Origin of the sequence: Pseudooceanicola lipolyticus, from assembly GCF_002786325.1 — a bacterium.
Classification (GTDB): domain Bacteria; phylum Pseudomonadota; class Alphaproteobacteria; order Rhodobacterales; family Rhodobacteraceae; genus Pseudooceanicola_C; species Pseudooceanicola_C lipolyticus.
On record NZ_PGTB01000002.1, the window covers coordinates 84,867 to 110,755 of the forward strand.

Below are 25,889 nucleotides of genomic sequence, written 5' to 3' on the forward strand. Positions count from 1 at the left end.
TTCTGTAGATTGTTAATTTTTTGGATAGTAAGCTCACATGCGCTTGGCGACTTCTTCCAACATGACTTCGCTCGCCCCGCCGCCGATGGCCTGCACACGGGCATCGCGTGACATGCGTTCCACCGGTGTTTCGCGCATATAACCCATACCGCCGTGAAACTGGACGCAGTCATAAAGCACGCTGTTCACCAGTTCGCCGCAATAGGCTTTGACCATCGAGACCTCTTTCACGCAGTCACCGCCCGCGGCATCCAGACCGGCGGCGTGATAGACCAGCTGACGTCCTGCAGCGATCCGCGTCTGACAGTCGGCCAGCCGTTGGCGCACGGCCTGCTTGTCCCACAGAACGCCGCCAAAGGCCCTGCGCTGCTTGACATAATCCACGGTCATGTCCAGCGCGGTTTGCGCTTCGGCACAGGCCATCGCACCCAGCACAATGCGTTCGTTCTGGAAGTTCTTCATTACCGAATAGAAACCGCGGTTGACCTCGCCCAAGACGTTTTCGGCCGGGATACGGACATCTTCGAAGATCAGTTCGGCAGTGTCCGAGCACAGCCAGCCGGTCTTGTTCAACGCCCGTCCGACCGAAAAGCCCGTCGTGCCTTTTTCGACCGCAAATATGGTGATCCCGCGCGACCCCTTGGCATCGGGATCGGTCTTGGCACCGACAAAGTAGAGATCGCCATGCACGCCGTTGGTGATGAACATCTTGGTGCCGTTCAGCACCCAATCCGACCCGTCCCGCACCGCGCGGGAGCGCATGCCCGCCACGTCCGAGCCCGCGCCCGGTTCGGTCACAGCAACGGCGGTGATCATTTCGCCCGAGACGATCGACGGCATCCAGCGCGCCTTCTGTTCGGGCGTGCCGGCGTTTTCCAGATGCGGCGAGGCCATGTCGGTGTGGACCAGAACGGTGGCCGAGAACCCGCCGAAAGTGGATCGCCCGACCTCTTCGGCCAAAACCACGCTGGACATCACGTCCAGCCCCGCGCCGCCATACTGTTCGTCATAGCGCATCCCCAGCACGCCGAGATCACCCATTCGGCGCAGCACGTCGCGGGGTACCTTGCCCTCCTCCTCCCAAGGCTCGGCCTTGGCGGTCACCTCGGCTTCAATGAACCGGCGCAACTGGTTGCGGATCATCTCGAGGTCTTCGTTGAACGGGCCGGTGACCTGAGTAATGCTGTCTTGTCTGGTCATGTGTTTTCCTCTGGATCGAGTTTGATAAGTGGGGCGTGCCCGGCGACCGTATCGCCGGGTGCACAATAGATTTCAGTCACCACGCCCGCGACCGGCGCGGGCAGGCTTTGCAACAGCTTCATGGCCTCAAGCACCACCAGCGTGTCACCGGCTTTGACGCGGTCGCCGAGTGCGACGCGCACCTCGGCCACGGCGCCGGGCATGGGTGCGGACAACAGGTCAGCGACGCCAGACCCGCCGGTGGCACGTTGCAGATGCTGGTCTTCCAGCGTACGCAGGTCTGTCGCGGTCATTCCAGCAGGGGTTTGCAGGTGCACTCGCCAGTGACTCGGCGCGCGCACGACGTAAGCGATGCGCGAAAACGGAACCCCGTCGATGCGTCCGCTCAGACGGCATCCTGTTAAAGCGGCACTCTCGACCGTGATGGTCTGGCCGTCCGGTTGAATGGCAGTCAACCCCGACCCGGAGCCGTACATGCGGATCGGTTCGTCTTTGGTTGTGTCCCAATAGAAGGCCGCGCCGGACTGTCCCGCAGGGGCTGTGAGTCGCCATGACCCTAGGCTTTCCCAGGGCGACGCGCCCGCCGGCACGAGACGCAGATGCAGCGCCATCGCGGCAAAGGCCATGTCCCGGGGATCAGCGGACGGTTCAGTCCAGCCGCCTGGAAACATCTCGGGCAGGCCCGAGGTATGGTGACGGAACGCCGCAAAATCCGGGTGTGCCAGTAACGCGCGTTGATAGGCCAGGTTCAGGCCGACGCCGCCGACGGCAAAAGCATCGATCGCGGTGATCGCCCGGCGGATCGCCCCGGTCCGATCCGGCGCGTGGACGATCAGCTTGGCAATCATGGAATCGTAGTGGTGGCCGACGACCGAACCGCACTCTACCCCAGTGTCCAGCCGCACATCCGCAGGCGGCGCCCAAAGGGTGATCTCGCCCGTTTCGGGGTGAAAATTCTCGGCCGGGTTTTCGGCGGCGATGCGGATTTCAATGGCGTGCCCGTCAAACTGCACATCGCCTTGCGTCAGCGCCAGCGGCTCGCCCCGCGCGATGCGCAACTGCCATTCGACCAGATCGATGCCGGTGATCGCCTCGGTCACGGGGTGTTCCACCTGCAACCGGGTATTCATTTCCAGAAAGTAGTATTCACCGCGCCCGGGGTCATAGAGGTATTCCACCGTTCCGGCGGAGCGATAGCCGATCGCCTGCGCCAACCGCACCGCTGCCGCACGCATGCGGTCGCGCACAGCCTCGGGAAGATCGGCGGCGGGGGCTTCTTCGATCAGCTTTTGGTGGTTGCGTTGCAGCGAACAATCGCGGTCGCCCAGATGCAGCACGGTGCCGTGAGTGTCGCCCAGAACCTGCACTTCGACGTGGCGGGCACGGGGCGCATAGCGTTCGAGGAACACCGCCGGATCGCCGAAGGCGCTCTGCGCTTCGGCCCGGGCAGATGCAATCGCTTCGGGTGCGTCGCCCAGATCGGAGACAAGCCGCATCCCGCGTCCGCCGCCGCCGGTGCTGGCCTTGACCAGAAAGGGGGTGCCAAGCGCCTCGGCCTCTTGTAGCAGGCGCGCGTCGGACTGATCCTCGCCGCGATAGCCGGGCAGGACGGGCACGCCTGCGGCTTCGGCGGCAGCCTTGGCCTCGATCTTGGAGCCCATCCGCGCGATAGCGTCGGGTTCCGGCCCGATGAACACAAGGCCCGCCGCCTCGACCGCCGCCGCGAAACCGGCATTCTCAGACAGAAAACCATATCCCGGGTGCACCGCACCCGCGCCCGTCGCCCGCGCGGCCTCAAGGATGGCCTCGACGTTCAAATAACTGTCTGACGGGGCGGCCCCACCGATGCAGACGGCATGATCGGCCTCGGCCACGAAGGGCGCGTCGCGGTCCGCGTCCGAAAACACCGCTACGCTTTCCAGCCCCAGTTTGCGGCACCCGCGCTGGATGCGCCGGGCAATCTCGCCCCGGTTGGCGATCAGAACGCGGGTGAAGCTCATTTCACCCGCCATGACGGAACGCCCTTGTTGATGAAGCTGTTGATGCCTTCGATACCTTCCTCCGTCTCCCACGCATCGGCCAGCCGGTCGGCGGTGTAGATCATGTTGGTCTCCAGATCGTGGGACGCGACATAGGCGATCAGCGCCTTGGTATCGGCCACGGCACCCGGCGCGGCCTGAAGGTGATCATGCACCACCCGGTTCACCGTGGCGTCCAAGTCGCCCGGCGCGACAACCTCGGTCAACAGACCGATCCGCTCGGCGCGGGCCGTGTCGAACAACGCCCCCGACAGCATGGTTTCACGCGAATGCACCCTGCCGATGCGGGCCACCACATAAGGCGATATATTCGCGGGCAGAAGGCCCAGTTTGACCTCGGTCAGACCGAAGCGCGCGCCTTCGGCGCCGATGGTGTAGTCGCAGACGGAGATCATGCCGACACCGCCACCGTAGGCCGGGCCGTTGATCCGCCCGATCAAGGGCTTGGGCAGCGTGTCAAGGCGGCGCAACAGCCGCGCCAGCGTGGCGCTTTGTGCGACCCTTTCACTACGGGTTTTCTCGACATTAGAGGCGAACCAGTTGAAATCGCCGCCCGCGCAGAAGCTCTTGCCCGCGCCGGTCAGGACCACAATACGCACATCGTCATCTGCAGCCAGCTTTTCGGCGGCATCGTATAGCTCTGCGATCAATTCGCCATTCAGCGCATTGTGTTTGTCGGGGCGGTTGAGCGTCAGCCTGGCGACGCCACGCGCATCGGTTTCGATAAGGATCGTGTTGTAGGTATTGGTCAACTTGAAGCCTCACATTCTGAATACAGGCGTATGGCGACCGGCTTCGGGCACCGATGTCACGATGGCCAGACACAGGCCAAGGATATCGCGGGTTTGCGCGGGTTCGATCAGCCCGTCATCCCAAAGCCGCGAGGTGGCATAATAGGCATCGGACTGTTCACCGTACTGGGCCCGAACCTGCTCCTCGATTAGCTTCATGTCGGCCTCCATCTTGCCCGGGTCGCCCCCTTTCTGGCGGCGCAGTTCCAGCATCACATTTGTGGCGATGTCGGCAGACATGGTGGCCAGTTCCGCCGTGGGCCAGGCGAAGAGAAAATTCGGGGCGAAACCACGTCCGCACATGCCGTAGTTGCCTGCCCCGTATGAGCCGCCCAAGAGGACCGACAGGCGCGGCACCTTGGCAACCGACATGGCATAGACCAGCTTGGCGCTGTCTTTGGCAATGCCGCCGCGCTCGGCTTCGGTGCCGACCATGAAGCCCGAGATGTTGTGGAGGAACAAAAGCGGGATGTTGCGTTGATCGCACATCGACACGAATTGCGCGCCCTTGAGCGAACTGTCGGACACAAGCGCCCCATTATTTGCGAGAATGCCCACTCGATAGCCGTGAATCCGCGCGGTGCCGCAGACCAGCGTCTCACCCCATCCGGGCTTGAATTCGCGGAATTCGCCGGCGTCGATCATGCGCAGCAGAACCTCGCGCATGTCATAGGGCTGTTTGCGATCGGCGCTGATGACGCCAAGCAGTTCCTCTGGGTTGCGCGCCGGCGGCGCGCAGGTTGCATCGGGACCCATCGGGCGCGACAGGCCCAGTTCGGATACGATGTCGCGCATCAGAGCAAGCGCATGATACTCGTCCTCGGCCAGATGGTCAGACACACCGGAGACGCGCGAATGCATCTCGGCCCCCCCCAATGTTTCTCCATCAACCTCTTCGTTGATCGCCACCTTGACGATCGAGGGGCCGCCCAGATGGATGCGTGCGTTGCCGCGTACCATGATGACTTCGTCCGACAGGGCCGGGATATAGGCCCCACCGGCCGTGCAGCCTCCAAAGACCGCCGAGATCTGCGGCAGGCCGCTCGCGGACATGTTGGTTTGACGATAAAAGGAATTGCCGAAATGGCGGGCATCGGGGAAAACCCGGTCCTGCTCTGGCAGATAGGCACCGCCGCAATCCACCAGATAGAGGCAGGGCAGCCGGTTCTCGGCTGCGATTTCCTGGGCGCGGATGTGTTTCTGCACGGTTTCGTGATAGAAAGACCCACCCTTCACTGTCGCATCGTTGGCGATCACAACGCAGGGCAGCCCGTGGACGATCCCGATACCGGTCACGATCCCCGCACCGGGCACCTCGCCCCCGTATTGACCGTAGGCGGCAAGCGACGACAGCTCAAGAAACGCAGTGCCCGGATCCACCAGCAGGTCGATCCGTTCGCGGACCAACAGCTTGCTGCGCTTGCGATGCCGCGCGACCATATCGGGGCGGCCGCCAGCCGTTGCTTCGGCGATCCGCGCGCGCAGCGTTTCGACGCGCTCGCTTAGTGCGGCGTGGTTGCGGGTGTAGGTCTCTGATGCGGTCGGCACCGCTGTTTCAAGACGTGCCATGAAGTCAGGTATCCTGTCTTTGGAGTATCCCGTTGAGGAACACATCGGCATAGGTGCGTGACAACGCATCGGCGCTACCGCGGTCCGGGTCGAACCAATCGAGCGTGGCGTTCAATGTACCGATCAGCATCAGGCGCAGGCGACGGATATCGACGTCTTGCTTCAGCGTGCCGTCTTTCTTAAGCTGGGACAGAAGACTGTCCCACTCTGCCTCATAGGCCCTTCGCGTAGGCAAGTTGGCATCCCGGACGGATTGCGGCACCTGCCCGAAAATACGCACATTCGCCGATGTATAATCGCTCACATCAAGAAGTGCGCGCAGATGCGCCCGGATCGCGGCGCGCAGTACCGTTTCGCCGTCGGTATCGGCCCGCAGGTCGGTGATGGCGTCTCTCATACTCGCGTGAACGACCCGAATCCCTGCATCAAGAACGGCCGCGACGATCTCGTCCTTGGAACCGAAATGATAGTATATGCTACCCGCCTTGATCCCGGCGGCCTCGGCAATTTTTCGGAGCGAAACGGACCCGTAGCCTTGTTCGCGGAAAAGCCGCGCGGCAATGTCCAGCACCCCGTCCCGTCCGACCGCGCTGCGCGATGTCTCGTTGACTTTGCTTGCAGTGCTTTGTGCCATAGACCTTCGTTTCGCCTCAGCGCCTAACTAACGCCTGTTAGGTCAATAGCGCAAGTGAGTCAATCGTCTTAATCGTGCCCGATTGGAGTTTGCGGGAAATTCCGCATGGGCGACCGCCAAGAGGCCGCCCAGACAACAATGTGCTTGCCCGGACCCCGTTATCGGCTCCGGGCAAATGCTTTAGATCACGAAACCGCCACCGCAGATGACGTGCTGGCCTGAAATGAAGTTCGATTCCGGCGCACAGAACAGATAGACGGCACCGGCAGCTTCTTCCGGAGTGCCGACCCGGCCCAGCGGGATCATGCGCTCCATCTGGGACAGGAGATCGGGGTTCACGCCGACCTTGATCTCTTTTTCTTCGACCTTGATCGTGCTGTCGCCATCCGCGCTGCCTTCGGTCAGGCGGGTGCGGATCGGGCCGAAGGCGACGGCGTTGACGTTGACCTTGTAGCGGCCCCATTCCTTGGCCATCGTCCGGGTGACCCCTAGGATACCGGCCTTGGCGGCGGAATAGTTGATCTGGCCAGCATTGCCGCCGGTCCCTGCGATGGACGAGATGTTGACTACCTTGCGGAACACCTCTTGCCCGGCGGCGGCCTCTTCCTTGGCCTTGGCGCTGATCACCGGCTGGGCAGCGCGCAGGATCTTGAAAGGTGCCGTCAGGTGGACGTCGATGATCGCCTGCCACTGTTCGTCGGACATCTTCTGAACGACGCTATCCCAAGTGTAGCCTGCGTTGTTCACGATGATGTCTAACCCGCCAAAGCTGTCCACGCCGGTCTTGATGAACCGTTCGGCAAAACCGTCTTCGGTAACGCTGCCGGCACAGACCACGGCCTCAGCACCCATTGCGCGCACCGCCTCGGCGGTTTCATTGGCCGGATCGGCGTCCAGATCGTTGATCACCAGCCGGGCCCCTTCCGAGGCCAGTTTGAGAGCGATTTCGCGGCCAATGCCCCGGCCCGAGCCCGAGACCAGCGCCACGCGCCCGTCGAGTTTTCCAGTCATATTGATTCCTCCCGAAAGGCGCTATCAGGCTTTTTCATAAAGCGTGGTGACGCAGGCCCCGCCGAGGCCCAGATTGTGCTGAAGCGCCAGACGTGCGCCATCAACCTGGCGCGCATCTGCCTGGCCGCGAAGCTGCTGAACGAGCTCGGTACATTGCGCTAGGCCGGTCGCCCCAAGCGGATGGCCTTTGGACAAAAGACCGCCCGACGGGTTGGTCACGTATTTTCCGCCGTAGGTGTTGTCGCCATCATCAACGAATTTCGCCGCTTCGCCGCGACTGCAAAGGCCAAGCGCCTCATAGGTGATAAGCTCGTTGTGGGCGAAACAGTCGTGCAGTTCGACCACATCCACGTCCTCGGGCCCGATGCCCGCGTCCTCGTAAACCTGATCGGCGGCGCGCTTGGCCATCGAAAAGCCGACCACTTCGCGCATGTCATGGGCTTCGAAAGTTTCCGGGCCGTCCGTCGTCATGGCCTGCGCCGCGATCCGAACCGAACTGTCCAGTCCGTGCTTGTCGGCGAATTCCTTGGAACAAATGATCGCGGCGGCCGCGCCACAGGTTGGCGGACAGGCCATGAGCTTGGTCATGACGCCGGGCCAGACGACCTGGGCGGCCATGACGTCTTCCGCCGTCACCTCCTGCCGGAACAGGGCAACCGGATTCTTCGCAGCATGTCGGCTGGCCTTGGCGCGGATTTTTGCGAAGGTTTCCAGGGGGGTGCCGAACTCGTCCATATGCGCCTTGCCCGCACCGCCGAAGTACCGCAGCGCCAGCGGGATCTCGGCACTGCCAACCAGTTCGTCGGTTTCTCTGTCGAATGCCGCAAACGGGCTGACCCGGTCATGGAACATCGCACCGATTGCGCCGGGCTGCATCTGTTCGAACCCAAGTGCCAGAGCACATTCGACCGCGCCGCTTTCAACTGCCTGCCTGGCCAGGAACAGGGCGGACGATCCGGTCGAGCAGTTGTTGTTCACATTCAGAACCGGGATGCCTGTCATTCCGACATGGTACAGGGCGCGCTGACCGCAGGTGCTGTCGCCATAGACATAGCCAACATAGGCCTGTTGGACTTTATCATAATCCAACCCTGCGTCTGCCAGAGCGGACCGGGTCGCAGCGGTCGCCATCACATCGTAGCTTTCGGATTTTCCCGGCTTCTGGAACGGGACCATCCCAACGCCTGCAACATAGGCTTTGTCTGTCATTTCTCTCTCTCCCAAGTTCGGTCAGGCCACCCTAATCGGTCCGCCAGCCTATTTTCTACCATTTGTTAGATTTTAAATCCCAACCTTGGGAAGTGTCAATATTGCCAAGCTGTGACGTAGGGAGCTTGCGCTATTTTCTAACTTGTGTTTGTTTTCGGGCCACACGCCCTGATCGGCGGCACAATTGAGGGATTCTGGTCCCGGCGCAACCGCTGACAAGCGTTTAGCACTCAGCTTACGAAAGGTGGTCGGAATGGCATACTGTTATGAGTTCAAGGGTTTTATACCCGTCGTGCCCGAGGATACATATGTCCACCCCCAGGCCGTTCTGATCGGAAATGTCATCTTGGGTCATGGATGCTACATCGGCCCCGGAGCAAGCTTGCGGGGCGATTTCGGCAGGATCGTGATCGGGGATGGAGCCAATGTTCAGGACAATTGCATCATCCATTCCTTTCCCGGCCGCGACGCCGTGGTGGAAAGCGACGGCCACATCGGCCATGGCGCGATCCTGCACGGTTGCACAGTGGGCCGGAACGCTCTGGTCGGAATGAATTCCGTCATTATGGATGGTGTAGAGCTTGGGGCGGAATCGATTGTCGGCGCGCAGGCGTTTGTGCGTGGCGAAACCGTGATTCCGCCGCGTTCGATGGTGGTGGGATCGCCGGCAAAGGTGATCCGCGAGGTCAGCGAGAAAGAAGTCGCGTGGAAAACGCGCGGCACCGCGGAATACCAGCAACTTGCGCGCGACTGTCTGGCCGGATTGACGCCGGTCGAACCGCTGAAGGCGGTCGAGGCAGACCGGCCCGGCATGGCGGCCTCTGACGTCGTCTCCATTCAGGAGGCGCGGCGGACATCGTCCTGACCTGTCCGGGAACCGGACCGGTCAGGACTACTTCAGATTCCGAAAGCGCCAGATGGAAGCGCCTTGACGCGGAACGGCACTCCCCGACCCGGTGTGCCGTCCCTCAAGCCTTTACAGACGGAAGATCCCGTAGTGCGGATCGTCGATCGGTGCATTGAGCGAGGCAGAAATCGACATGCCAAGCGCGTTGCGTGTGTCCGCCGGATCGAGGATGCCGTCATCCCACAGTTCCGAGGTGGAGGTATAGGCTTCGACATCGCGCTTGTATTTTTCCAGCACCGGTTCGCGGATCGCGGCGATTTCTTCTTCGGTCAGCTCTTTGCCTTCGCGCTGAAGCTGCCGAATCTTGACGTCCGCCATGGTATTAGCGGCCTGATCCGCCCCCATCACGCCGATCTCGGCTTGCGGCCACATAAACAGCGTGCGCGCATCCCAGGCCCGCCCGCACATGCCGTAATTGCCTGCCCCGTACGAGGCATTGGCGATCACTGTGAACTTCGGCACGACCGAACCGCCCTGCGCCATCAGCATCTTGGCACCGTCCTTGGCGATGCCGCGTTCTTCGTATTCGCGGCCCACCATATAGCCAGTGATGTTCTGAAAGAAGACCAGAGGTGTGCGGTTCTGATTGCAAAGCTGCATGAAATGCGCCGCCTTCAGCGAGCTGTCGTTGAACAACACCCCGTTGTTGGCAAGGATGCCAACCTTGTAACCCCAGATATGGGCAAAGCCGCAAACCATCGTGGTGCCATAGTCGGGCTGGTATTCGTGAAAGCGCGAGCCATCGACGATCCGCGCCAGAACCTCGCGCATATCAAACTGGGTTTTCCGGTCCTTGGGGATGATCCCATAAAGCTCCTTGGGGTCGTAGTATGGCTCTTCAAAAGCGGCGGTTTCGATGATCGTTTTCGGGGTGCGCTTCCATTGGCTGACAATCTCGCGCGCCAGTGAAAAGGCGTGCTGTTCAGTGGCGGCTCGGTAGTCGCCGGTTCCCGAAACCGAGGTATGCATAACCGCCCCACCAAGTTCCTGAACACCGACCTCTTCGCCGGTGGCCGCCTTGACCAGCGGGGGACCGCCAAGGAAAATCGCGCCTGTGCCTTCGATGATGATGTTGTAGTCGCTCAGCGTCGGCACATAGGCACCGCCAGCCGTGCAGTGTCCGCCGACCACGGCAATCTGCGGGATATTGGCCTGGCTCAGCTTGACCTGGTTGCGGAACACCCGCCCGCCCAGATACCGGTCGGGAAACACCCCGTGCTGCAGCGGCAGGAAACCGCCCGCGCTGTCGCAGATATGGATGACCGGCAGGCGGTTTTCCAGCGCGACATCCAGAAGACGCACGACCTTTTTGACCGTATGTGGATACCAAGCCCCGCCCTTGACGCTAGCGTCGTTGGCGTGGATGGCGACCTCGCGACCCTGCACAATACCGATGCCCGTCACCACAGCGGCGCCAGGCACGGTGCCATCGTATTCGCGACAGGCGGCAAGTGTGGAAAACTCCAAAAACGGAGTGCCGGGGTCCAGCAGCAGTTTCAACCGCTCGCGCACGCCCAGTTTGTTCTGGCGGGCAAGGCGGTCGATATCGCGTTGCGGACGTTCGAAACGCGCCGCGTGCTGGCGGGCGTGGAATTCCTTCAGCCGTTCAGACATGGCGGCGAAATTTGCCTTGTAGTCGGCGGCATTGGTGTCGATCTGACTTTCAATCCTGCGCATTGTCACTCCTCCTCCGGGGCCAATTGGGCCAGGATGTCTTTCAGACCAAAACTGTCGCCTTCGGCGAATGGCATTTCGGCAACGACCCCGCCGCGCGGCGCCGTCAGTGTGGTTTCCAACTTCATGCTTTCGATCACCAGAAGCGGCTGGCCTTCTTCAACCGCATCGCCGGGTTTAACCGCAACCGACACCACGACACCCGGCATGGGCGCCACCAATCGGTCGTCGCTCGCGCCACCGTCGCTTCCGGCCAGGCGTTCGGCGGGATCAACCCGCCCGACTTCGTAGGTTCGCCCGTCCATGTGCACAAAAGTTGCTTCCGGCCCCACGGCCAGTCGCAATTCGCGCACAACACCCTTGGCCCTCAGCTTGTAACCGCCCGGCAGACCCGTCGGGTCCAATTGGCAGGCAACAGCGCCAGTGGGGGTATTGAGCACGAACCGGCTGCCATCATGACCCAGCCAGCAATCAGTCTCTTCTCCGTCCATCTGAAAAATCCGTTGCATCAGTTTCTCCACCCACCCATCTTGCGGTACATTTCCGGTATCTGCATTACGTCACTCACCAGGCGCTCGTCCGATAGGGCCGCCGCCGCCATCAGCAAGTCAGAGACATCTTCGCCCGGCGCGGTCAGCGTTTCGGATTGTTCAGCCAGGAAGCCAGTTGAAACGTCACCAGAGGCGAAATCCGGATGTGCAAGGATTGCATCCAGGTAACCGGTGTTGGTCGTTAGCCCGAGAATCACATAGTTTTGCACCGCGCTCCGGGCACGGGCGATGGCCTGCGCGCGATCCGGGCCATGCACGATCAGCTTGGACAACATTGGGTCGAAGTCGGTCGTTACCTTGCCGCCATCCAGAATGCCGCTGTCTACGCGGACCCCCTCGCCCTGGGGTTCGTCCAGCAGCAGGATATTGCCGATCGCGGGGCGAAAATCGGCCGTCGCATCCTCGGCACAGATGCGCAGTTCGATCGAGTGTCCGGTTTGGGGAATATCCGCCTGCACGGCGCTCAGCCCGTCGCCCGCCGCGACACGCAGCTGCTCGGCAACCAGATCGAAGCCGGTCACCAGTTCGGTCACCGGATGTTCGACCTGAAGGCGGGTGTTCATTTCCAGGAAATAAAAGGCCCCATCCTGCGCATAGATGAATTCGACCGTCCCCGCCCCGCGGTATTTGACGGCGCGGGCAATTCCGGCAGCGGTCTCGCAGATCTCATCTCGTTGCTCGGGGGTCAGCGCCGGTGAGGGCGTTTCCTCGATAATCTTCTGGAACCGGCGCTGGATCGAACATTCGCGTTCCCAGAAATGGACCACGTTGCCCTGCCCGTCGCCCATCACCTGCACCTCGATATGGCGCGGGCGTTCGATATAGCGTTCGACAAACAGACGACCGTCACCGAAATACCGTTCGCCTTCGCGGCGCGCGGTTTCGATTTCGGTTTCCAGCGTGCTGTCCTCGCGCACAACGCGCATGCCCTTACCGCCACCGCCGGCTGACGGTTTGATCAGCAGCGGATAGCCAACAGCGCGGGCGCGTTCTACAAAGCTCGCCGGATCGTCATCCTCGATCGCCGAGGGGGCGACGGGAAACCCGCGTTCCTCCACAAAGGCGCGGGCTCGGACCTTGTCCCCCATCAGGTCGATGACCTCGGGCGTCGGGCCGACGAAGGTCACACCGGCTTTTTCCAGGGCCGCGACAAAACCGGCATTCTCTGACAGAAAGCCATAGCCGGGATGCACCGCGTCCGCGCTGATCCTTTTGGCGGCTTCGACGATCTGCGAAATATCGAGATAGGCTGCCACCGGTGTCGGGCCGTCGATGGTAACAACCTCATCCGCGATCAGATGGGCAGGCCCCTCTTGTTCCGTGGCGTGGCGCAACACGGCCGTCGCAAGCCCGCGGGCCTTGGCGGTGCGCAACACGCGCGCCGCGATCTCGCCCCTATTTGCGACCAGAAGTTTCGAAATGGTCATGGAGTCGTCCTCTTAGTTCGGGTTCGCGGCATTCAGTCCGTCACGTGCGGCCAGATCGGCGGGAACGGGAATTTCGATATCAAGAAGCATCTGCGCGAACCCTTTGCCCTGCGGGTCTATGCGGACCGAAGCGATGCCCCCCCCGCCCAGCGATTCATGCAGCAGGAAATTCAGCGAATGGCTTCCGGGCAGGTCGAACCGTTCGACCTTGCCTTCGCAGACATGGGCGAAATAGTCCTTCACCACCTCTTCGCTGAGAGCCGAGCGGATATATGGCAGGTAGTCCGGCTTGCGCGCGAGGATGCCGATATTGGCGATGTCCCCCTTGTCGCCCGAGCGGCCCCAGGCCAGATCGACGAGGCGGACCTTGACAACGTCCGGACCGGGCTCGCGGCTATCTGCGGGCGGTGCGGCAGGCGGATCAAGGTGGACTGGCGTGGCGGCCACGCTCACGGGCACATCCTTGCCGTCGACCTCGACCGCGACGGGGGTCTCGGCCTTGCTCTGAAGGAAGGAAAATAGACGGACCACCGGCTGCACCTTGGGCCGTCCGGCGAAGAACCCGGTCAGACCCTGCGCGGTCGAAATCGCCATCGGTGCGATTTCGCCGGCAAAGATGTTCAGCGCAGCGCGATCGTCATGGACCGCGCCGATCTTGAGCACCACCTCGCGGGTCCGGGCGCGCGCATTTGCGCCATAGGCCGCCTCGGCACCCAGCACCTCGACGCTGACCTGCCGAAAATCGCCCATGTTGCGGTCGCGGAAAATCCGGCAACAGCGGGTCAGGATCGCCTCGGCCACACGTTCGGCCTTGGCGGGTGCATCAATCGCGGCCAGTGTCAGGGTAGAGACCGCGCGCCAGCCATCGGCATGGGTCGCCGACACCTTGTAGCTGTCGGTGCGCCCAAGCCCCCTGCCGCCCTTGACCAGCACCTGATCGGGTCCGACCTGCTCCAGGGTGACCCCGGACCAGTCGCAGATCACGTCGGGCAACAGGTAGGCGCGCGGATCCCCGATTTCATAGAGCATCTGCTCTCCGACTGACCCGGGTACGACCAGCCCGCCTGTGTCCGGTGTCTTGGTCATGACGAAACTGCCGTCTTCCGACACTTCGACAATAGGCATTCCCATATCATCCCAGCCCGGCACGTCCCGCCAATCGGTGAAATTACCACCCGTTCCCTGGGGACCGCACTCGATCAGATGGCCGGCCAGCGATCCCTGACTGAGCTTGTCCCAGTCGTCATCGCCCCAGCCGAATTCGTGCATCAAGGGGCCAAGCGCCACCGCGCTGTCGGCGCAGCGCCCCGTGATCACGATGTCGGCCCCGGCATCCAGCGCGGTCGCGATGGGCCGGGCACCCAGATAGGCATTCATGCTCCAGATATCGTCTGGAAATTCGACAGCCGAGAACATTTCCGTCTGACCGTTTTTGCGAATTTCATCGGCCCTGGGCAACAGGTCATCGCCTAGCACGACTCCGATGGACAGATCGATCCCGGCCTGGGCGGCGGCTTTGGCAAGCGCATCGCTGCAGCCACGCGGGTTCACGCCCCCTGCATTGGCAACGACCTTGATCCCTTTTGCCTTGATATCCGGCAACCAGGGTGCCAGCGCCTTGACGAAGTCCGGCGCATAGCCCGACTCGGGCGCTTTGGCGCGGGCCCGCGCCATCAGCGACATTGTCACCTCTGCCAGATAGTCAAACACCAGATAGTCGATCTCGCCCTTTGAAACCAGTTGACCGATCGCTTCCGGCGTATCGCCCCAGAAGCCCGACGCGCATCCGATGCGCAGCTTTCGTTCCGACATATTCCTCTCCTCCCCGCTTGATCAGCGGCCCGTCCATTCAGGTTTGCGCTTCGCAATGAAGGCATCAAAGCCTTCGCGCGCGTCTTCGGTCTGCGCCACACGCGGTAAAAGTGTTTCTGCAAACCGCATTTGCTGCGGATAGGTCATATCCTCCATCGCGTGACAGGCGTATTTTCCCAGCCGGATCGCGCTCGGCGACTGCGCGGCAATCTGGGCAACCAGTTCTCCAACCTTGTCGTCCAACCCCGCGGCATCGGTCACGTAGTTGACCAGATTGAATTGCAGGGCTTCTTCGGCCGTCAGAGGAACGCCAGTGATGAACATCTCCATCAGCCTCCGCCGAGGCAAAACACGCATCATCGGTGGCACGATCGTCATGGGAAACAGGCCCACTTTTACTTCCGGCGTTCCGATGCGGGCATGATCGGCCATCACCGCAAGGTCGCATGCACAGATGATGCCCGCCCCCGCACCCATCGCGACGCCGTTGATGCGCGCGATCGTTGGCTTTCGACACGCCTGTATCGTTTCGAATAACTTTCCGGCAAAATGATCCGGGTCCGAGGGATCCTGAACAAACGGGCCGCCATCCGCACCCGCCTTGATGTCGCCTCCGGCGCAGAAGGCGCGATCGCCCTCGCCGGTCAGAACGATCACGCGGCAATCGCTGTTCTTCTCGGCAGCATATATGGCGGCCATGATCCCGTCTGCGACTTCACGGTTTAGGGCATTTCGATTCTCAGGTCGTCGAATCGTGATACGCACTTCTTTGCCGAGCGCCTGCGATTGAACAATGCTCTCAGTCATTTCCGAAGTCCCCCCCTGTATTCAGAACACCATGCTTTCTTACGTCAGGTCGTTAAAAGCTTGGCTTGATCTATTTTCTAACATGTGTTTGATTTTGGTCAACAACGCAAACAACATTTTTCGGGAGGACGATATGACCACTCAAAGTGAGGCCATCTCGGCTGATCTGGAAGCCATCAGGGCGAACTATTCTTTGACTGATGAGCAACGCCAGATTGTCGATCACGTGGATCGGGTGTCGCGCGAGGCGCTACACCCGCTGCAAGCGCGTATGGATGACGAGGAATGGTGGCCCGATGATCTGTTCAAGCAGATGGGCGAGCTGGGCCTGCTGGGGATTACCGCACCCGAAGAGCTGGGCGGATCGGGACAGAACGAGTTCACCCAGGCGCTGGTGTCCGAGGTGATTTCGAAGTGGAATCCGGCTGTGGGCCTCTCACACGGGGCGCATGACAACCTGTGCCTGAATAACCTGCTGCGCAATGGATCCGAAGAGCATGTGAAGAAATACGTGCCGGGTCTTTGCTCGGGCGAGCTGGTTGGTGCTTTGGGCCTGACCGAACCGGGCGCGGGGTCCGATGCGCTTGGGTCCATGGCAACCACCGCCCGCCGCGACGGCGATGACTACGTCATCAACGGCTCGAAGATCTACATCACCAACGGGCCGATTGCCGATGTGATCCTGCTTTATGCCAAAACCGACAAATCGAAGGGCGCCAAGGGCATTTCCGCTTTCATAATCGAGACGGACAATCCCGGTTTCAAGGTGGCGCAAAAGCTTGACAAGATGGGCTTTCGCGGCTCGCCAACCGGAGAACTGGTGTTTGAGGATTGCCGCGTACCCGCATCCGCCATGGTTGGACCGGAAAACACCGGCGTTTCGGTGGTAATGAGCGGGCTGGACCTGGAGCGTGCTATGGTTGCCTCAGTCTGCGTTGGCATGGCCGAACGCGCGCTGGAACTAGGGCTGGAATACGCCAAGATTCGCGAACAGTTCGGCAAGCCGATTGCAAGTTTCCAGATGATGCAGTCGAAACTGGCCGAGATCTACACCGAGGTCGAAACCGCGCGTGCCTTCAGTTATCGGGCGCTGGCCGCCTGTACCGGGTTGCCGAAAGGGGCCGGTGGCCGCGGCGAAATCCACAAACTGACAGCGGCGGCCTGCCTGTACGCAGGCGAGGCATTCAACAAGGCGGTAACCGAAGCCTGCCATATCCATGGCGGTTCGGGTTACATGCAGGACACCGAAATCAACCGGCTGTTCCGCGCCAACAAGTTGTTGGAAATCGGCGCGGGCACCAGCGAGGTGCGCAAGATCATCATCGCCGAAGAACTGCTGCGCGCCTGAGGGGGACGAAACCATGAACACGCAACTTCGCAACGACACCGCTCTGCCGACCCATTTCATGACGGACGAACAGCAGGCGCTGGCCGATCAGGCCGGCAAGTTCTTCATGTCCGAGTTCCACCATCTGAACGCGGAAATGGACGATACTGATGACCTGCCGTCTTCGGTTTTCCCCAAGCTGGGCGAAATGGGCTACCTGGGACTGAACGTGCCGACGGAATTCGGCGGTGCCGGGCTCGATTTTACCTCGGCCTGTATCATCACCGAGGAAATGTCGCGCGCCTCGGCGGCCATCGGACTGACCCATGTGGCGCACGACAACCTCTGCGTCAATAATATCTATCGCAACGCCAATGACGAGTTGCGCCGAAAATACCTGCCAGGTCTGTGCGACGGCACGCTGGTGGGTGCCCTGGGTCTGACCGAACCCGGCGCGGGGTCTGATGCGCTTGGCTCGATGCGGACCACGGCCAAAAAGGATGGCGACGACTACATCCTGAACGGCGCCAAGATCTACATCACCAATGGGCCGATTGCCGATCTGGTGCTGGTCTATGCCAAGACATCGCCCGAAAAAGGGGCCAAGGGCATTTCCGCTTTCATCGTGGAAACCGACACGCCCGGTTTCAAGGTGGCGCAGAAGCTGAACAAGATGGGATTCCGGGGCTCGCCGACGGGCGAACTGGTATTCGAGGACTGCCGCGTTCCGGCCAGAAACATGGTCGGCAAGCTGGATGGCGGGGTTGCCGTGACCATGTCCGGACTTGATCTGGAACGTGCCATCGTCTGTTTCAACGCTCTGGGCATTGCGCAGCGGGCGCTGGATATTTCCATCGACTACGCCAAGACACGCCAGCAATTCGGCAAACCGATCGCCAGTTTCCAGATGGTTCAGGCGATGCTGGCCGACATGTATACGCAGATCGAGGCCGCGCGCAGCCTGTCCTTGCGCACCGCTGCCATGTGTGAAGGCCTCGAAGAGGGCGAAGGCGGGCGCGGCGAAATCCACAAGCTCACCGCTGCGGCGATCTACAAGGCCGCTGAGGCGACATCCTTCGTGCTGGACAAAGCTGTCCAGATTCATGGCGGCTCGGGTTACATGCGTGATACAGAAGTGAACCGGCTGTACCGGACCGGTCGCGTGCTTGAGGTCGGCGCAGGCACCCAGGAGGTTCGCAAACTCATCATCTCTGGCGAATTGCTGAAGAACTAGGGGCGGAACATGAGCGAAGCGAAATCAAGGTGTTACGCGTCGGATCTCATGGCGGGCCAGGTTGCCCTGGTCACGGGGTCCGGATCTGGAATGGGCCGGGCGACGGCGATCGAAATGGCCGCTTGCGGGGCCAGGCTTGCGCTGTTCGCGCGCCGCGAAGAGCCGCTGGAAGAGACCGCCGAAATGATCCGGGCGGCGGGGGGCGAGGCCTTTGTCGTGCCCGGAGACACCCGCGACGAAGACAGTATCGAAGCTGCGATGGGGCGGATCAAGGACCACTATGGGCAGTTGGATGTTTTGGTGAACAATGCCGGCGGCCAGTATATCGCGGCCGCCCGCGATATCACCAACAAGGGCTTCGAAGCCGTGATCCGCAACAACCTGATCGGGTCTTGGCAGATGACCCGGGCAGCGGCGGATCACTTCATGTACGACAATGGCGGATCGGTCGTGTTTGTCACCGCCATCTCGGCGCGCACCGCGCTGACCGGTTTCACCCACACTGTCGCCGCCCGCGCCGGTGTGACGGGCATGATGAAAACGCTGGCCGCCGAATGGGGCGAGTACGGCATCCGGCTGAACTGTGTCGCGCCGGGCACGATCAAGACCGATGCGCTTGGCCGCTATCCGATTCCGCCGGAACAGTGGAAAAAGCTGAACCGCTCGGTGCTAAACCGGATGGGGGCGGCCGAGGACATCGCAGGCACGATCATTTTCCTGGCCTCGAAACTTGGCGGTTTCATCACCGGAGAAGACATTTATGTAGACGGCGGTGAGACCTTGCATATGGGTCATGACGCGCGGGACATGATCAACCCCGCGATGTTCGAGAAACGCGAACGGGGAGATGGCAAGAATGAGTAAACACCCAGTCCTTCTGGAGATTTCCGACAGGATCGCCACGGTTACGCTGAACGATCCCCAGCGGCGCAACCCGGTCACCGGAAACGACATGATCGCTGCTCTTCTGGAGACCTTCGCCAAGGTGCAGGCCGATCCTCAGGTCAGCGTGATGATCCTGACCGGCGCCGACCCGGCCTTTTGTGCCGGCGGCGACATCAAGGAAATGAACGATCCCGACAGCGTGTTCCGCAAGGAGCCGCTGGCGGCGGCGCAGAGCTATGTTGATGGGGTGCAGCGGCTGCCGCTTGCGCTCTACAACATGGATATTCCGACCATCGCCGCAGTCAACGGCCCGGCGGTGGGCGCGGGGTGCGACCTGACCATGATGTGCGACATGCGCATCGCGTCGGCAAAAGCAAGGTTCGGCGAGGTGTTTCTGAATCTCGGAATCATTCCGGGCGATGCGGGCAGCTGGTTCCTGTTGCGTCGTCTGGGCCACCAGAAGGCCGCCGATCTGACCTTCTCAGGGCGCATGGTCGAGGCCAAGGAAGCGCTGGAGCTTGGTATGGTGCTTGAACTTGTGCCTCATGAAAAATTGATGGAACGGGCCCGCGAACGGGCCGCTGTCATTGCCGCGAAACCGCCGCGCGCGGTGCGGGTCGCCAAGCGTCTGATGCGCAATGCCGAACGGATGGACCTGCCGGATTTCCTGAATTCCGCGGCGGCCTATCAGGCGCTCATGCATCAGACCGAAGACCACCACGAGGCGGTTGCTGCGTTCGTCGAAAAACGAAAACCCAATTTCACGGGGCGTTAAAGGAAAGATCGCATGTCAGACATCACCCAAAAGAAGATGGAGCAAATCGCGCAGATGTGGAATGCGCGCGGCAAGGGTCTGATAACGCATATGGCGCTTGAGATCGAAGAGGTCTCGACCGAAGGTGTTCGGGTTCGGATGCCGTTCAATCCGGACTTTTGCGTCGATGCGGAACAATCGCTGCTCCACGGTGGTATCCTGACGGCACTTCTGGACAGTGTCTTTGGACTGGCGAACTTTGTTGCCATCGAAGGCGTCAGTACCATGGCCACTCTTGACCTCAGAGTTGATTACCTGCGCCCGGCCCGTTCGCGCGCGGATGTCATCGTTCAAGCGCATTGTTTTCGCAAGACCCGCCACATCGCCTTCAATTCCGGTAGCGTCTGGTTCGCGGGCCATGAGGATGCTGAAATAGCTAGGGGAACCGCCTCGTTTGCATTGACGCGCGGCGAAACCAGCCTGTTTGACGCAATGACAAAAGGAAAAACCTCGTGATGGACGTGCAAACTGTCAATGCCAATGTATCCCGGGTGCCGTTCTTCCGATTTCTCAACTTTGAGGTCAGAAGTCTAGACAGTCTCCATGCTGAGGCGGAAATGACCTTTGATGACCGCCATATCGGTAACCCGATCATGGAGTACTACCATGGCGGCATAATCGCGAGTTTTATGGAGGCCACTGCCGCCATCGCGGTACAGCCCGATTTCGCCGACGTTCCGGCCAAGCCGATCAACCTGACCGTCGATTACCTCAGACCCGGTGTGAAGGGACCGCTTTTTGCGCGCGCTAACGTCACGCGCAAAGGCAAGCGGATGGCAAGCGTCAGCGTGCTCAGCTGGCAGACGGATCGGGAAAAGGCGGTTGCCGAAGGGCTGTATCACTTCCTTCTGGTCTGACCGGGGCAACCGCTTTCAGGCCTACCTTGTCCTGTGGACGGGGTCGCTTCCCGGTTACAAATGCCTTCCAATAGCAGATTGATGAGCATGCTGGAGAATTCAGGCAGTGATAGATATCCTTCCACTCCTGCCTTGTTCGGGTCGAACCATTCCACCGTCCAGTTTAAGGCACCCAACATCACTTGGCGCAAGGGGACGATCTTGATATCCGACCGTATGGCACCGTCGTCCTGAGCTTCACGGAGTATCCGATCCCAGAGTTTTCCATACTCATGGCGAATACCCCTGTGCCTCTCCCTGAAATGATTGGGGAGCATTCCATAGCTTCTGATATTCGCCGAGGTGAATTCGCTTGCCTTGAAGAGGAAATCCAGGTGCGCCCAGATTGCAGTCGCTATCCTGGCGTGATGATCGTACGGGGCATCGAATTTCCGAACGGCGGCTTCGACACCTGCTAGCAAGTCCCTCAGTCCGGCGTTTAGAACTTCGTCAACGATCGCTTCCTTGGAGTTGAAATGGTAATAGACGCTTCCCGCTTTCATGTCCGCTTCTTCCGCGATCTTTCTCAGCGTGGTCGCCTTGTAGCCATTGTCCCTCAGAACGCGCGCTGCGGCCTTTAGAATTTCTGCACGGGTCTTAGCCGCCTTGCCGTCGGGATCCGGGGTTTTGGCGGGAGTGGCGGGGCACAGCTTCAAGCCTCCGGTACCCGCCTTGCGATGTGGACACATTCCGTCAAGTATCAGCTTACTCATTCGTTCCGCGAGGATGCGCACCGGATACTTGTCGACATCGTACCATTCTACGGTCCAGTTCATGGCACTTAGGATGAACTGGCGGATCACAGCAGTGGATATGTCGCTTCGAAGGTGGCCGGCGCGTTTGGCGTCATTCAGGAATTTGCCCCAGGCCCCTGCATATGATGCACGCAATTCGCGATGCGGGGCGCGTGTTTCGTCCGACAACATCGGATAGTTCCGAATATTGGCTGACGTGAAGTCGCTGTCGGTCAATAGGTAGGTAAGGTGTGTTTCAATCAGCAGTCTGAAAGTCCTGCGAAAATCCTCCGAACTTGTCGGTGCCGACCGAACGATTTCACTGACCGCCTGATATAGTTGACGGACGCCAAGATCGAGAACATCGCTCAGAATCTGGTCCTTGGATTGAAAATGATAATAAATGCTGCCGGCCTCAATGCCAGCTTCCTGCGCGATGTCGCGCATAGTCGTTGCGTGATAGCCTTCATACCGAAAAAGTCGCGCAGCCGCCGAAAGGATACCCTCACGTGTCCTCTCAGACTTGCTCAAGTCTTCGCTCAGTGTCCTGGGTGGGTCAGTCTTGTGTACCATTCCATTTCGATACTTGCGGGACACGAGACTGTCCATTGCAATAAATCTAACAAATGTTAGAATAACGCAAGGAACGTTCCGAATCAAGTTCTTTGCCAAGATGATAGCGGAAGAGGAGGACCTCCATATGCGAGGGTTGAGTGGAAAACGCGTGATCGTGACCGGCGGCGGCAGCGGCATCGGGCGCGCGGTGTGCGAACGGTTCGGCGAAGAAGGTGCCGAGATTGCGATCTTTGACATGAGCGAAGACGGGGCGAAGGAAACGGTTCGCCTGATCACCGAGGCCGGCGGCAAGGCGCAGGCCTTCAAGGTGGACATCACCGACCGTGCCCAGGTCGACAAGGCTGTAGCCGAGTTCGAGGCCGGGGGTCCGGTCGATGTGCTGGTGAACAATGCCGGCTGGGACGTGATCAAACCGTTCCTCGACACCGATCCCGACCTTTGGAAAAAGGTCATCGACATAAATCTTTACGGTCCGCTGAATATGCATCACGCGGTGCTTCCGGGTATGGTCAAGAACGGCGGCGGCCGTGTGGTCAACATCGCGTCCGACGCCGGACGCGTCGGATCATCCGGCGAAGCCGTGTATTCGGCCTGCAAGGGTGGCATCATCTCGTTCACCAAAACCGTAGCGCGCGAACTGGCGCGTAAAGGTATTCAATTGAATGCGGTCGCCCCCGGCCCGACCGATACGCCGCTGTTCGCTCAGGTTGCCGAGGGCGAGGCCGGTCAAAAGATCGCCGAAGGTCTCAAGCGGGCGATTCCGATGAAGCGTCTTGCGCAGCCGACGGATTACCCTGGCATCATCTGCTTCCTGTCGTCGGACGACGCAGGGTTCATTACCGGCCAGGTGATTTCGGTTTCGGGCGGCCTGTCCATGCACGGTTAAAACGCTGGCAGCAGCGCCGGACTCAAGGCGCTGCTGCCATACCGTGCCAAGAGTTACCTCCCCGACTGGCCGCGCCTTATGTGCGGCCCTTTTTCATTCTAGAAAGGTTGCGAATGTTTCAGCCAGGCTCTGACATCCAGCGGACAAGCACGCTGACCTCATTTCTGAAGGGCTGCGGCATTGACAGTTACGAGGAACTCGTCCGCCGTTCGAATGAAGACCCAGACTGGTTCTGGGGCCAGATCATTGACCATGCCGGGATACGGTTCGCGCGGCCCTACAGCCGGTTGCGAGATATCTCCGAAGGGCCCGAATCGATCCGGTGGGCCGTCGGGAGTACTTTGAATCTGACGGAAACCTGTCTTGACGCCCGAATTGCCGATGGCTTGGGCGACAAGGTCGCAATCGACTGGGTCGGCGAAGACGGAAGCCGCCGCCGCTGGACCTATTCCGACCTTACCGCCGAAGCCTCCCGCGTCGCCTCGGCCCTTGCCACGCGCGGTGTAAGGCCCGGTCAGGCGGTGGGCATCTATATGCCGATGATCCCCGAAATCGAGGCCGCGCTTCTGGGTATTGCCCGGCTGGGCGCGGTTGCGGTGCCGCTGTTTTCCGGTTTTGCGCCCCATGCCATCGTATCGCGCCTGAACGACGCGGATGCCGTGGCGGTGTTGACGGCGGATGCCACACCCCGGCGAGGCAAGCCGGTCTGGATGGAAGCGACCCTTGCCCAGGCTTTGACCGACGTACCATCGGTTCATACCGTGATCAGCCTGCGACGGTTCGGCGATGCGGTGGCCGATCCGGCCCGCGATCTGGACTGGACCGAAACAGTGGGCCGCGCCAGTCCGGAGTTTGCCGCCGTTCCCGTCAGTGCCGATGACACCTTTCTCATCGCCTATACATCGGGCACCACCGGGCGGCCCAAGGGTGTCGTGCATACCCATTTGGGCGTGCAGGCCAAGGCCACGGCCGATTTCCTGCTTTGCCTCGACATGAAACGGGATGACCGGCACCTCTGGATGACCGACATGGGGTGGGTCATGGGACCGCTCACCCTTTTATCGGTGCTCTTGTCCGGTTCGACTCTGGTGCTGGCCGAGGGCGCACCATCAATGCCCGGCGATCCCTTCAGGCTGCTGCGTCTTGCGTCCGAGATGGAGGTCACGCATCTCGGCGTGGCCCCGACCCTGGTACGGCAGTTCATGACGCAGGATACTGAATCTTTGTCGGGCTACGACTTGTCGTCCCTGCGCATCGTCGCCTCGACCGGCGAGCCCTGGACCGAGGATGCCTGGCTCTGGCAGCTCGATCATATCTGTCGCCGCCGCGCCGTGCCGCTGAACATCTCGGGCGGGACCGAGCTTTTTGGCGCGATCCTGACCTCGACCGTGCTGCACGAGCTCAAGCCCGGCGGATTTTCGGCCCAGGCCCTGGGTGTCGGGGCCAAGGTTCTGCGCCAGGACGGCAGCGAAGCCGCACCGGGCGAGGTCGGCGAACTGGTCGTGACCCAGCCGCCTCTGGGTCTGACCCCGGCCATCAGGGGGGACCGCGATCGCTACCTTGACACCTACTGGTCCACCTTCCCCGGCCTCTGGCGGCACGGCGACTGGGTGCGCTGCGATCCGGACGGGACATGGTATATCCTGGGCCGGTCGGACGACACGCTGAACATCGCCGGCAAACGCATCGGCCCGCCCGAGATCGAGGCGGCCCTGACCGAAACCGGAGAGGTGGTGGACGCCGCGGCCATCGCGGCACCTGATGACATCAAGGGCGTGGCTGTCGTCTGCGTCTGCGTGGCGGCACCAAATGTGTCGCCGGACGCGGAGCTCGTGAACCGGCTCAAGGATCGTGTCGGGGAGATCGTCTCGAAACCCTTCCGCCCGCGCGAGATCCACTTTGTCGAAGCGCTGCCCAAGACCCGCAGCATGAAAACCATGCGCCGTGTCGTGCGCGCCGCCTTTCTCGGTGAAGATCCAGGCGATCTGTCGTCGATCAGCAACCCGGAAACCATTCAGCCCATCGCAGACCTGCAAAAGGAAAAGTCATGATCACTGTTTTCGGAGCCACGGGCACGACTGGTGCGCCCCTCGTCGACACGCTTCTGGCAAAAGGCGCGACCGTGCGCGCTGTCACCAGCGACCTCTCAAAGTTAGACGCGCTAAAGGCCAAAGGATGCGAGGCGGTCGTCGCGGATTTCACGGACCCTGCCGCGCTGGCGCGGGCCTGTGACGGGGCAGAAAAGATATACCTGGTCACGCCTGCCCATCTGAACATGCGCCAGTGGAAGGCGAACGTGATCGAGGCGGCCAAGGCCGCGGGCGTGCGCCATATCGTTGTGGCCACGGGGCTTGGCGCGTCGCCCAAGGCGGGGCTGACCTTTGGAAAGTGGCATTCCGAAACCCAGGAGCTGCTGAAGCAAAGCGGCCTTGACTGGACCTTTGTCCAGCCGACCTATTTCATGCAGAACCTGCTGTGGCAGGCCGGTAACATTGCAAAGGGCGCCGTGTACTATAACGATCTGGGCGGCCCCGTGGCCTGGATCGACGCCCGCGACATCGCGGATGTCGCCGCCGAGGCGCTGACCGCTCCGGGTTACGAAGGCAAGGCTCTTGGTCTGACCGGGCCCGAAGCTCTTACCGGAGAAGATATCGCCGCCCTCCTGTCCAGGGTGACCGGGCGCACTGTCACCTGCGCACCCCTGTCGGCCGAAAATGCCAAGGCGGGCATGGTGGCTGGCGGAATGCAGGACGAGGTCGCCAGAGCCATGGTCGAATTGGCTTCCATCGCGCCCAAGGGCTACCTTGCCGGCATCGAGACCACGGTCAGCGATGTGATGGGACGCCCGGCGCGCCGATTTGCCGATTTCGTCGCCGAGAACCGGGATGCTTTCGTCAAGTAACCTG

Annotated in this window: 23 protein-coding genes; 10 read left to right on the top strand and 13 right to left on the bottom strand. The window is 61.1% G+C overall.

Annotation, left to right across the window (positions count from 1 at the left end; genetic code table 11):
- Positions 1 to 33: 33 nt before the first annotated feature.
- The 7 genes from CVM52_RS01615 to CVM52_RS01645 all read right to left on the bottom strand — a co-directional run bounded on the left by CVM52_RS01615 (position 34) and on the right by CVM52_RS01645 (position 8,453).
- On the bottom strand, positions 34 to 1,200 hold the full coding sequence (locus tag CVM52_RS01615) for an acyl-CoA dehydrogenase family protein (RefSeq protein WP_100160948.1): 1,167 nt from the start codon (positions 1,198 to 1,200) through the stop codon (positions 34 to 36).
- A complete protein-coding gene (locus CVM52_RS01620; protein ID WP_240620820.1) occupies positions 1,197 to 3,200 on the bottom strand; it encodes an acetyl/propionyl/methylcrotonyl-CoA carboxylase subunit alpha in 2,004 nt (667 codons plus the stop codon). The genes CVM52_RS01615 and CVM52_RS01620 overlap by 4 nt, the downstream gene beginning before the upstream one ends.
- The gene (locus tag CVM52_RS01625) at positions 3,197 to 3,991 is read right to left on the bottom strand and encodes a crotonase/enoyl-CoA hydratase family protein (protein WP_100160950.1); all 795 of its coding nucleotides are present in this window, start codon (positions 3,989 to 3,991) and stop codon (positions 3,197 to 3,199) included. The genes CVM52_RS01620 and CVM52_RS01625 overlap by 4 nt, the downstream gene beginning before the upstream one ends.
- A 9-nt stretch (positions 3,992 to 4,000) precedes the next feature.
- Positions 4,001 to 5,599 (bottom strand): acyl-CoA carboxylase subunit beta, encoded by a 1,599-nt coding sequence (locus tag CVM52_RS01630; RefSeq protein WP_100160951.1) that lies wholly within the window; start codon positions 5,597 to 5,599, stop codon positions 4,001 to 4,003.
- 4 nt (positions 5,600 to 5,603) lie between these two features.
- On the bottom strand, positions 5,604 to 6,233 hold the full coding sequence (locus CVM52_RS01635; protein WP_100160952.1) for a TetR/AcrR family transcriptional regulator: 630 nt from the start codon (positions 6,231 to 6,233) through the stop codon (positions 5,604 to 5,606).
- A 180-nt stretch (positions 6,234 to 6,413) separates the two neighbouring features.
- Positions 6,414 to 7,244 carry an SDR family NAD(P)-dependent oxidoreductase gene (locus CVM52_RS01640; protein ID WP_027264429.1) on the bottom strand — a complete coding sequence of 277 codons (831 nt, stop codon included), beginning with the start codon at positions 7,242 to 7,244 and terminating at the stop codon, positions 6,414 to 6,416.
- Positions 7,245 to 7,268: 24 nt separating this feature from the next.
- Entirely contained in the window at positions 7,269 to 8,453 is a 1,185-nt protein-coding gene (locus CVM52_RS01645; protein ID WP_027264428.1) for a lipid-transfer protein, read from the bottom strand.
- 184 nt (positions 8,454 to 8,637) lie between these two features.
- Here CVM52_RS01645 and CVM52_RS01650 point away from each other — a divergent pair, with 184 nt between their 5' ends.
- Positions 8,638 to 9,318: an acyltransferase gene (locus CVM52_RS01650; RefSeq protein WP_240620821.1), complete on the top strand. Its 681-nt coding sequence runs from the start codon at positions 8,638 to 8,640 to the stop codon at positions 9,316 to 9,318.
- Between the two features lie 111 nt (positions 9,319 to 9,429).
- On the opposite strand, the gene CVM52_RS01655 is transcribed toward CVM52_RS01650, so the two are convergent.
- Genes CVM52_RS01655 through CVM52_RS01675 form a run of 5 tightly spaced genes read right to left on the bottom strand, consistent with a single transcriptional unit; the run spans position 9,430 to position 15,631 of the window.
- Positions 9,430 to 11,037, bottom strand: a complete 1,608-nt coding sequence (locus tag CVM52_RS01655) for an acyl-CoA carboxylase subunit beta (protein ID WP_027264426.1) — start codon at positions 11,035 to 11,037, stop codon at positions 9,430 to 9,432.
- Between the two features lie 2 nt (positions 11,038 to 11,039).
- On the bottom strand, positions 11,040 to 11,555 hold the full coding sequence (locus tag CVM52_RS01660) for an acyl-CoA carboxylase biotin carboxyl carrier protein subunit (RefSeq protein ID WP_100160953.1): 516 nt from the start codon (positions 11,553 to 11,555) through the stop codon (positions 11,040 to 11,042).
- Positions 11,543 to 13,012, bottom strand: a complete 1,470-nt coding sequence (locus tag CVM52_RS01665) for an acetyl-CoA carboxylase biotin carboxylase subunit (protein ID WP_100160954.1) — start codon at positions 13,010 to 13,012, stop codon at positions 11,543 to 11,545. The genes CVM52_RS01660 and CVM52_RS01665 overlap by 13 nt, the downstream gene beginning before the upstream one ends.
- Positions 13,013 to 13,024: 12 nt before the next feature.
- Entirely contained in the window at positions 13,025 to 14,824 is a 1,800-nt protein-coding gene (locus CVM52_RS01670; protein WP_100160955.1) for an acyclic terpene utilization AtuA family protein, read from the bottom strand.
- 21 nt (positions 14,825 to 14,845) lie between these two features.
- A complete protein-coding gene (locus CVM52_RS01675; protein ID WP_100160956.1) occupies positions 14,846 to 15,631 on the bottom strand; it encodes an enoyl-CoA hydratase-related protein in 786 nt (261 codons plus the stop codon).
- Here CVM52_RS01675 and CVM52_RS01680 point away from each other — a divergent pair.
- The 6 genes from CVM52_RS01680 to CVM52_RS01705 are packed head-to-tail and all read left to right on the top strand — an operon-like array spanning position 15,618 to position 20,748.
- A complete protein-coding gene (locus CVM52_RS01680; protein ID WP_240620822.1) occupies positions 15,618 to 16,979 on the top strand; it encodes an acyl-CoA dehydrogenase family protein in 1,362 nt (453 codons plus the stop codon). The two genes, CVM52_RS01675 and CVM52_RS01680, sit on opposite strands and share 14 nt — an antisense overlap.
- A 13-nt stretch (positions 16,980 to 16,992) precedes the next feature.
- A complete protein-coding gene (locus CVM52_RS01685; protein WP_100160957.1) occupies positions 16,993 to 18,192 on the top strand; it encodes an acyl-CoA dehydrogenase family protein in 1,200 nt (399 codons plus the stop codon).
- A gap of 48 nt (positions 18,193 to 18,240) precedes the next feature.
- Positions 18,241 to 19,056, top strand: coding sequence for an SDR family NAD(P)-dependent oxidoreductase (locus tag CVM52_RS01690; RefSeq protein ID WP_268920936.1), 816 nt, complete (start codon positions 18,241 to 18,243; stop codon positions 19,054 to 19,056).
- Positions 19,049 to 19,852, top strand: a complete 804-nt coding sequence (locus CVM52_RS01695) for an enoyl-CoA hydratase-related protein (RefSeq protein WP_100160959.1) — start codon at positions 19,049 to 19,051, stop codon at positions 19,850 to 19,852. Before CVM52_RS01690 ends, CVM52_RS01695 begins: the two co-directional genes overlap by 8 nt.
- Positions 19,853 to 19,864: 12 nt before the next feature.
- Positions 19,865 to 20,347 carry a PaaI family thioesterase gene (locus tag CVM52_RS01700; RefSeq protein ID WP_027264417.1) on the top strand — a complete coding sequence of 161 codons (483 nt, stop codon included), beginning with the start codon at positions 19,865 to 19,867 and terminating at the stop codon, positions 20,345 to 20,347.
- Positions 20,347 to 20,748, top strand: coding sequence for a PaaI family thioesterase (locus tag CVM52_RS01705; RefSeq protein WP_028093915.1), 402 nt, complete (start codon positions 20,347 to 20,349; stop codon positions 20,746 to 20,748). Before CVM52_RS01700 ends, CVM52_RS01705 begins: the two co-directional genes overlap by 1 nt.
- Here CVM52_RS01705 and CVM52_RS01710 read toward each other — a convergent pair.
- Positions 20,730 to 22,130: a TetR/AcrR family transcriptional regulator gene (locus CVM52_RS01710; RefSeq protein WP_276308625.1), complete on the bottom strand. Its 1,401-nt coding sequence runs from the start codon at positions 22,128 to 22,130 to the stop codon at positions 20,730 to 20,732. The two genes, CVM52_RS01705 and CVM52_RS01710, sit on opposite strands and share 19 nt — an antisense overlap.
- Before the next feature lie 91 nt (positions 22,131 to 22,221).
- On the opposite strand from CVM52_RS01710, the gene CVM52_RS01715 reads away from it, so the two are divergent.
- From CVM52_RS01715 to CVM52_RS01725, 3 genes are all read left to right on the top strand, one after another.
- Positions 22,222 to 22,983, top strand: coding sequence for a glucose 1-dehydrogenase (locus CVM52_RS01715; RefSeq protein WP_027264415.1), 762 nt, complete (start codon positions 22,222 to 22,224; stop codon positions 22,981 to 22,983).
- 113 nt (positions 22,984 to 23,096) lie between these two features.
- Positions 23,097 to 25,034 carry an AMP-binding protein gene (locus tag CVM52_RS01720; protein ID WP_027264414.1) on the top strand — a complete coding sequence of 646 codons (1,938 nt, stop codon included), beginning with the start codon at positions 23,097 to 23,099 and terminating at the stop codon, positions 25,032 to 25,034.
- Positions 25,031 to 25,885, top strand: coding sequence for an SDR family oxidoreductase (locus CVM52_RS01725; protein ID WP_100160960.1), 855 nt, complete (start codon positions 25,031 to 25,033; stop codon positions 25,883 to 25,885). Before CVM52_RS01720 ends, CVM52_RS01725 begins: the two co-directional genes overlap by 4 nt.
- Positions 25,886 to 25,889 lie beyond the last annotated feature (4 nt).

Excerpts from the sequence above, each read along its gene's own strand:
- CVM52_RS01715 (WP_027264415.1), top strand. The coding sequence starts at position 22,222 with ATGCGAGGGTTGAGTGGAAAACGCGTGATCGTGACCGGCGGCGGCAGC.
- CVM52_RS01630 (WP_100160951.1), bottom strand. The coding sequence starts at position 5,599 with ATGGCACGTCTTGAAACAGCGGTGCCGACCGCATCAGAGACCTACACC.
- CVM52_RS01725 (WP_100160960.1), top strand. The coding sequence starts at position 25,031 with ATGATCACTGTTTTCGGAGCCACGGGCACGACTGGTGCGCCCCTCGTC.
- CVM52_RS01675 (WP_100160956.1), bottom strand. The coding sequence starts at position 15,631 with ATGACTGAGAGCATTGTTCAATCGCAGGCGCTCGGCAAAGAAGTGCGT.
- CVM52_RS01645 (WP_027264428.1), bottom strand. The coding sequence starts at position 8,453 with ATGACAGACAAAGCCTATGTTGCAGGCGTTGGGATGGTCCCGTTCCAG.
- CVM52_RS01680 (WP_240620822.1), top strand. The coding sequence starts at position 15,618 with ATGCTCTCAGTCATTTCCGAAGTCCCCCCCTGTATTCAGAACACCATG.
- CVM52_RS01620 (WP_240620820.1), bottom strand. The coding sequence starts at position 3,200 with ATGAGCTTCACCCGCGTTCTGATCGCCAACCGGGGCGAGATTGCCCGG.
- CVM52_RS01690 (WP_268920936.1), top strand. The coding sequence starts at position 18,241 with ATGGCGGGCCAGGTTGCCCTGGTCACGGGGTCCGGATCTGGAATGGGC.
- CVM52_RS01640 (WP_027264429.1), bottom strand. The coding sequence starts at position 7,244 with ATGACTGGAAAACTCGACGGGCGCGTGGCGCTGGTCTCGGGCTCGGGC.
- CVM52_RS01700 (WP_027264417.1), top strand. The coding sequence starts at position 19,865 with ATGTCAGACATCACCCAAAAGAAGATGGAGCAAATCGCGCAGATGTGG.
- CVM52_RS01635 (WP_100160952.1), bottom strand. The coding sequence starts at position 6,233 with ATGGCACAAAGCACTGCAAGCAAAGTCAACGAGACATCGCGCAGCGCG.
- CVM52_RS01615 (WP_100160948.1), bottom strand. The coding sequence starts at position 1,200 with ATGACCAGACAAGACAGCATTACTCAGGTCACCGGCCCGTTCAACGAA.
- CVM52_RS01655 (WP_027264426.1), bottom strand. The coding sequence starts at position 11,037 with ATGCGCAGGATTGAAAGTCAGATCGACACCAATGCCGCCGACTACAAG.
- CVM52_RS01670 (WP_100160955.1), bottom strand. The coding sequence starts at position 14,824 with ATGTCGGAACGAAAGCTGCGCATCGGATGCGCGTCGGGCTTCTGGGGC.
- CVM52_RS01705 (WP_028093915.1), top strand. The coding sequence starts at position 20,347 with ATGGACGTGCAAACTGTCAATGCCAATGTATCCCGGGTGCCGTTCTTC.
- CVM52_RS01710 (WP_276308625.1), bottom strand. The coding sequence starts at position 22,130 with ATGGACAGTCTCGTGTCCCGCAAGTATCGAAATGGAATGGTACACAAG.
- CVM52_RS01665 (WP_100160954.1), bottom strand. The coding sequence starts at position 13,012 with ATGACCATTTCGAAACTTCTGGTCGCAAATAGGGGCGAGATCGCGGCG.
- CVM52_RS01720 (WP_027264414.1), top strand. The coding sequence starts at position 23,097 with ATGTTTCAGCCAGGCTCTGACATCCAGCGGACAAGCACGCTGACCTCA.
- CVM52_RS01685 (WP_100160957.1), top strand. The coding sequence starts at position 16,993 with ATGAACACGCAACTTCGCAACGACACCGCTCTGCCGACCCATTTCATG.
- CVM52_RS01695 (WP_100160959.1), top strand. The coding sequence starts at position 19,049 with ATGAGTAAACACCCAGTCCTTCTGGAGATTTCCGACAGGATCGCCACG.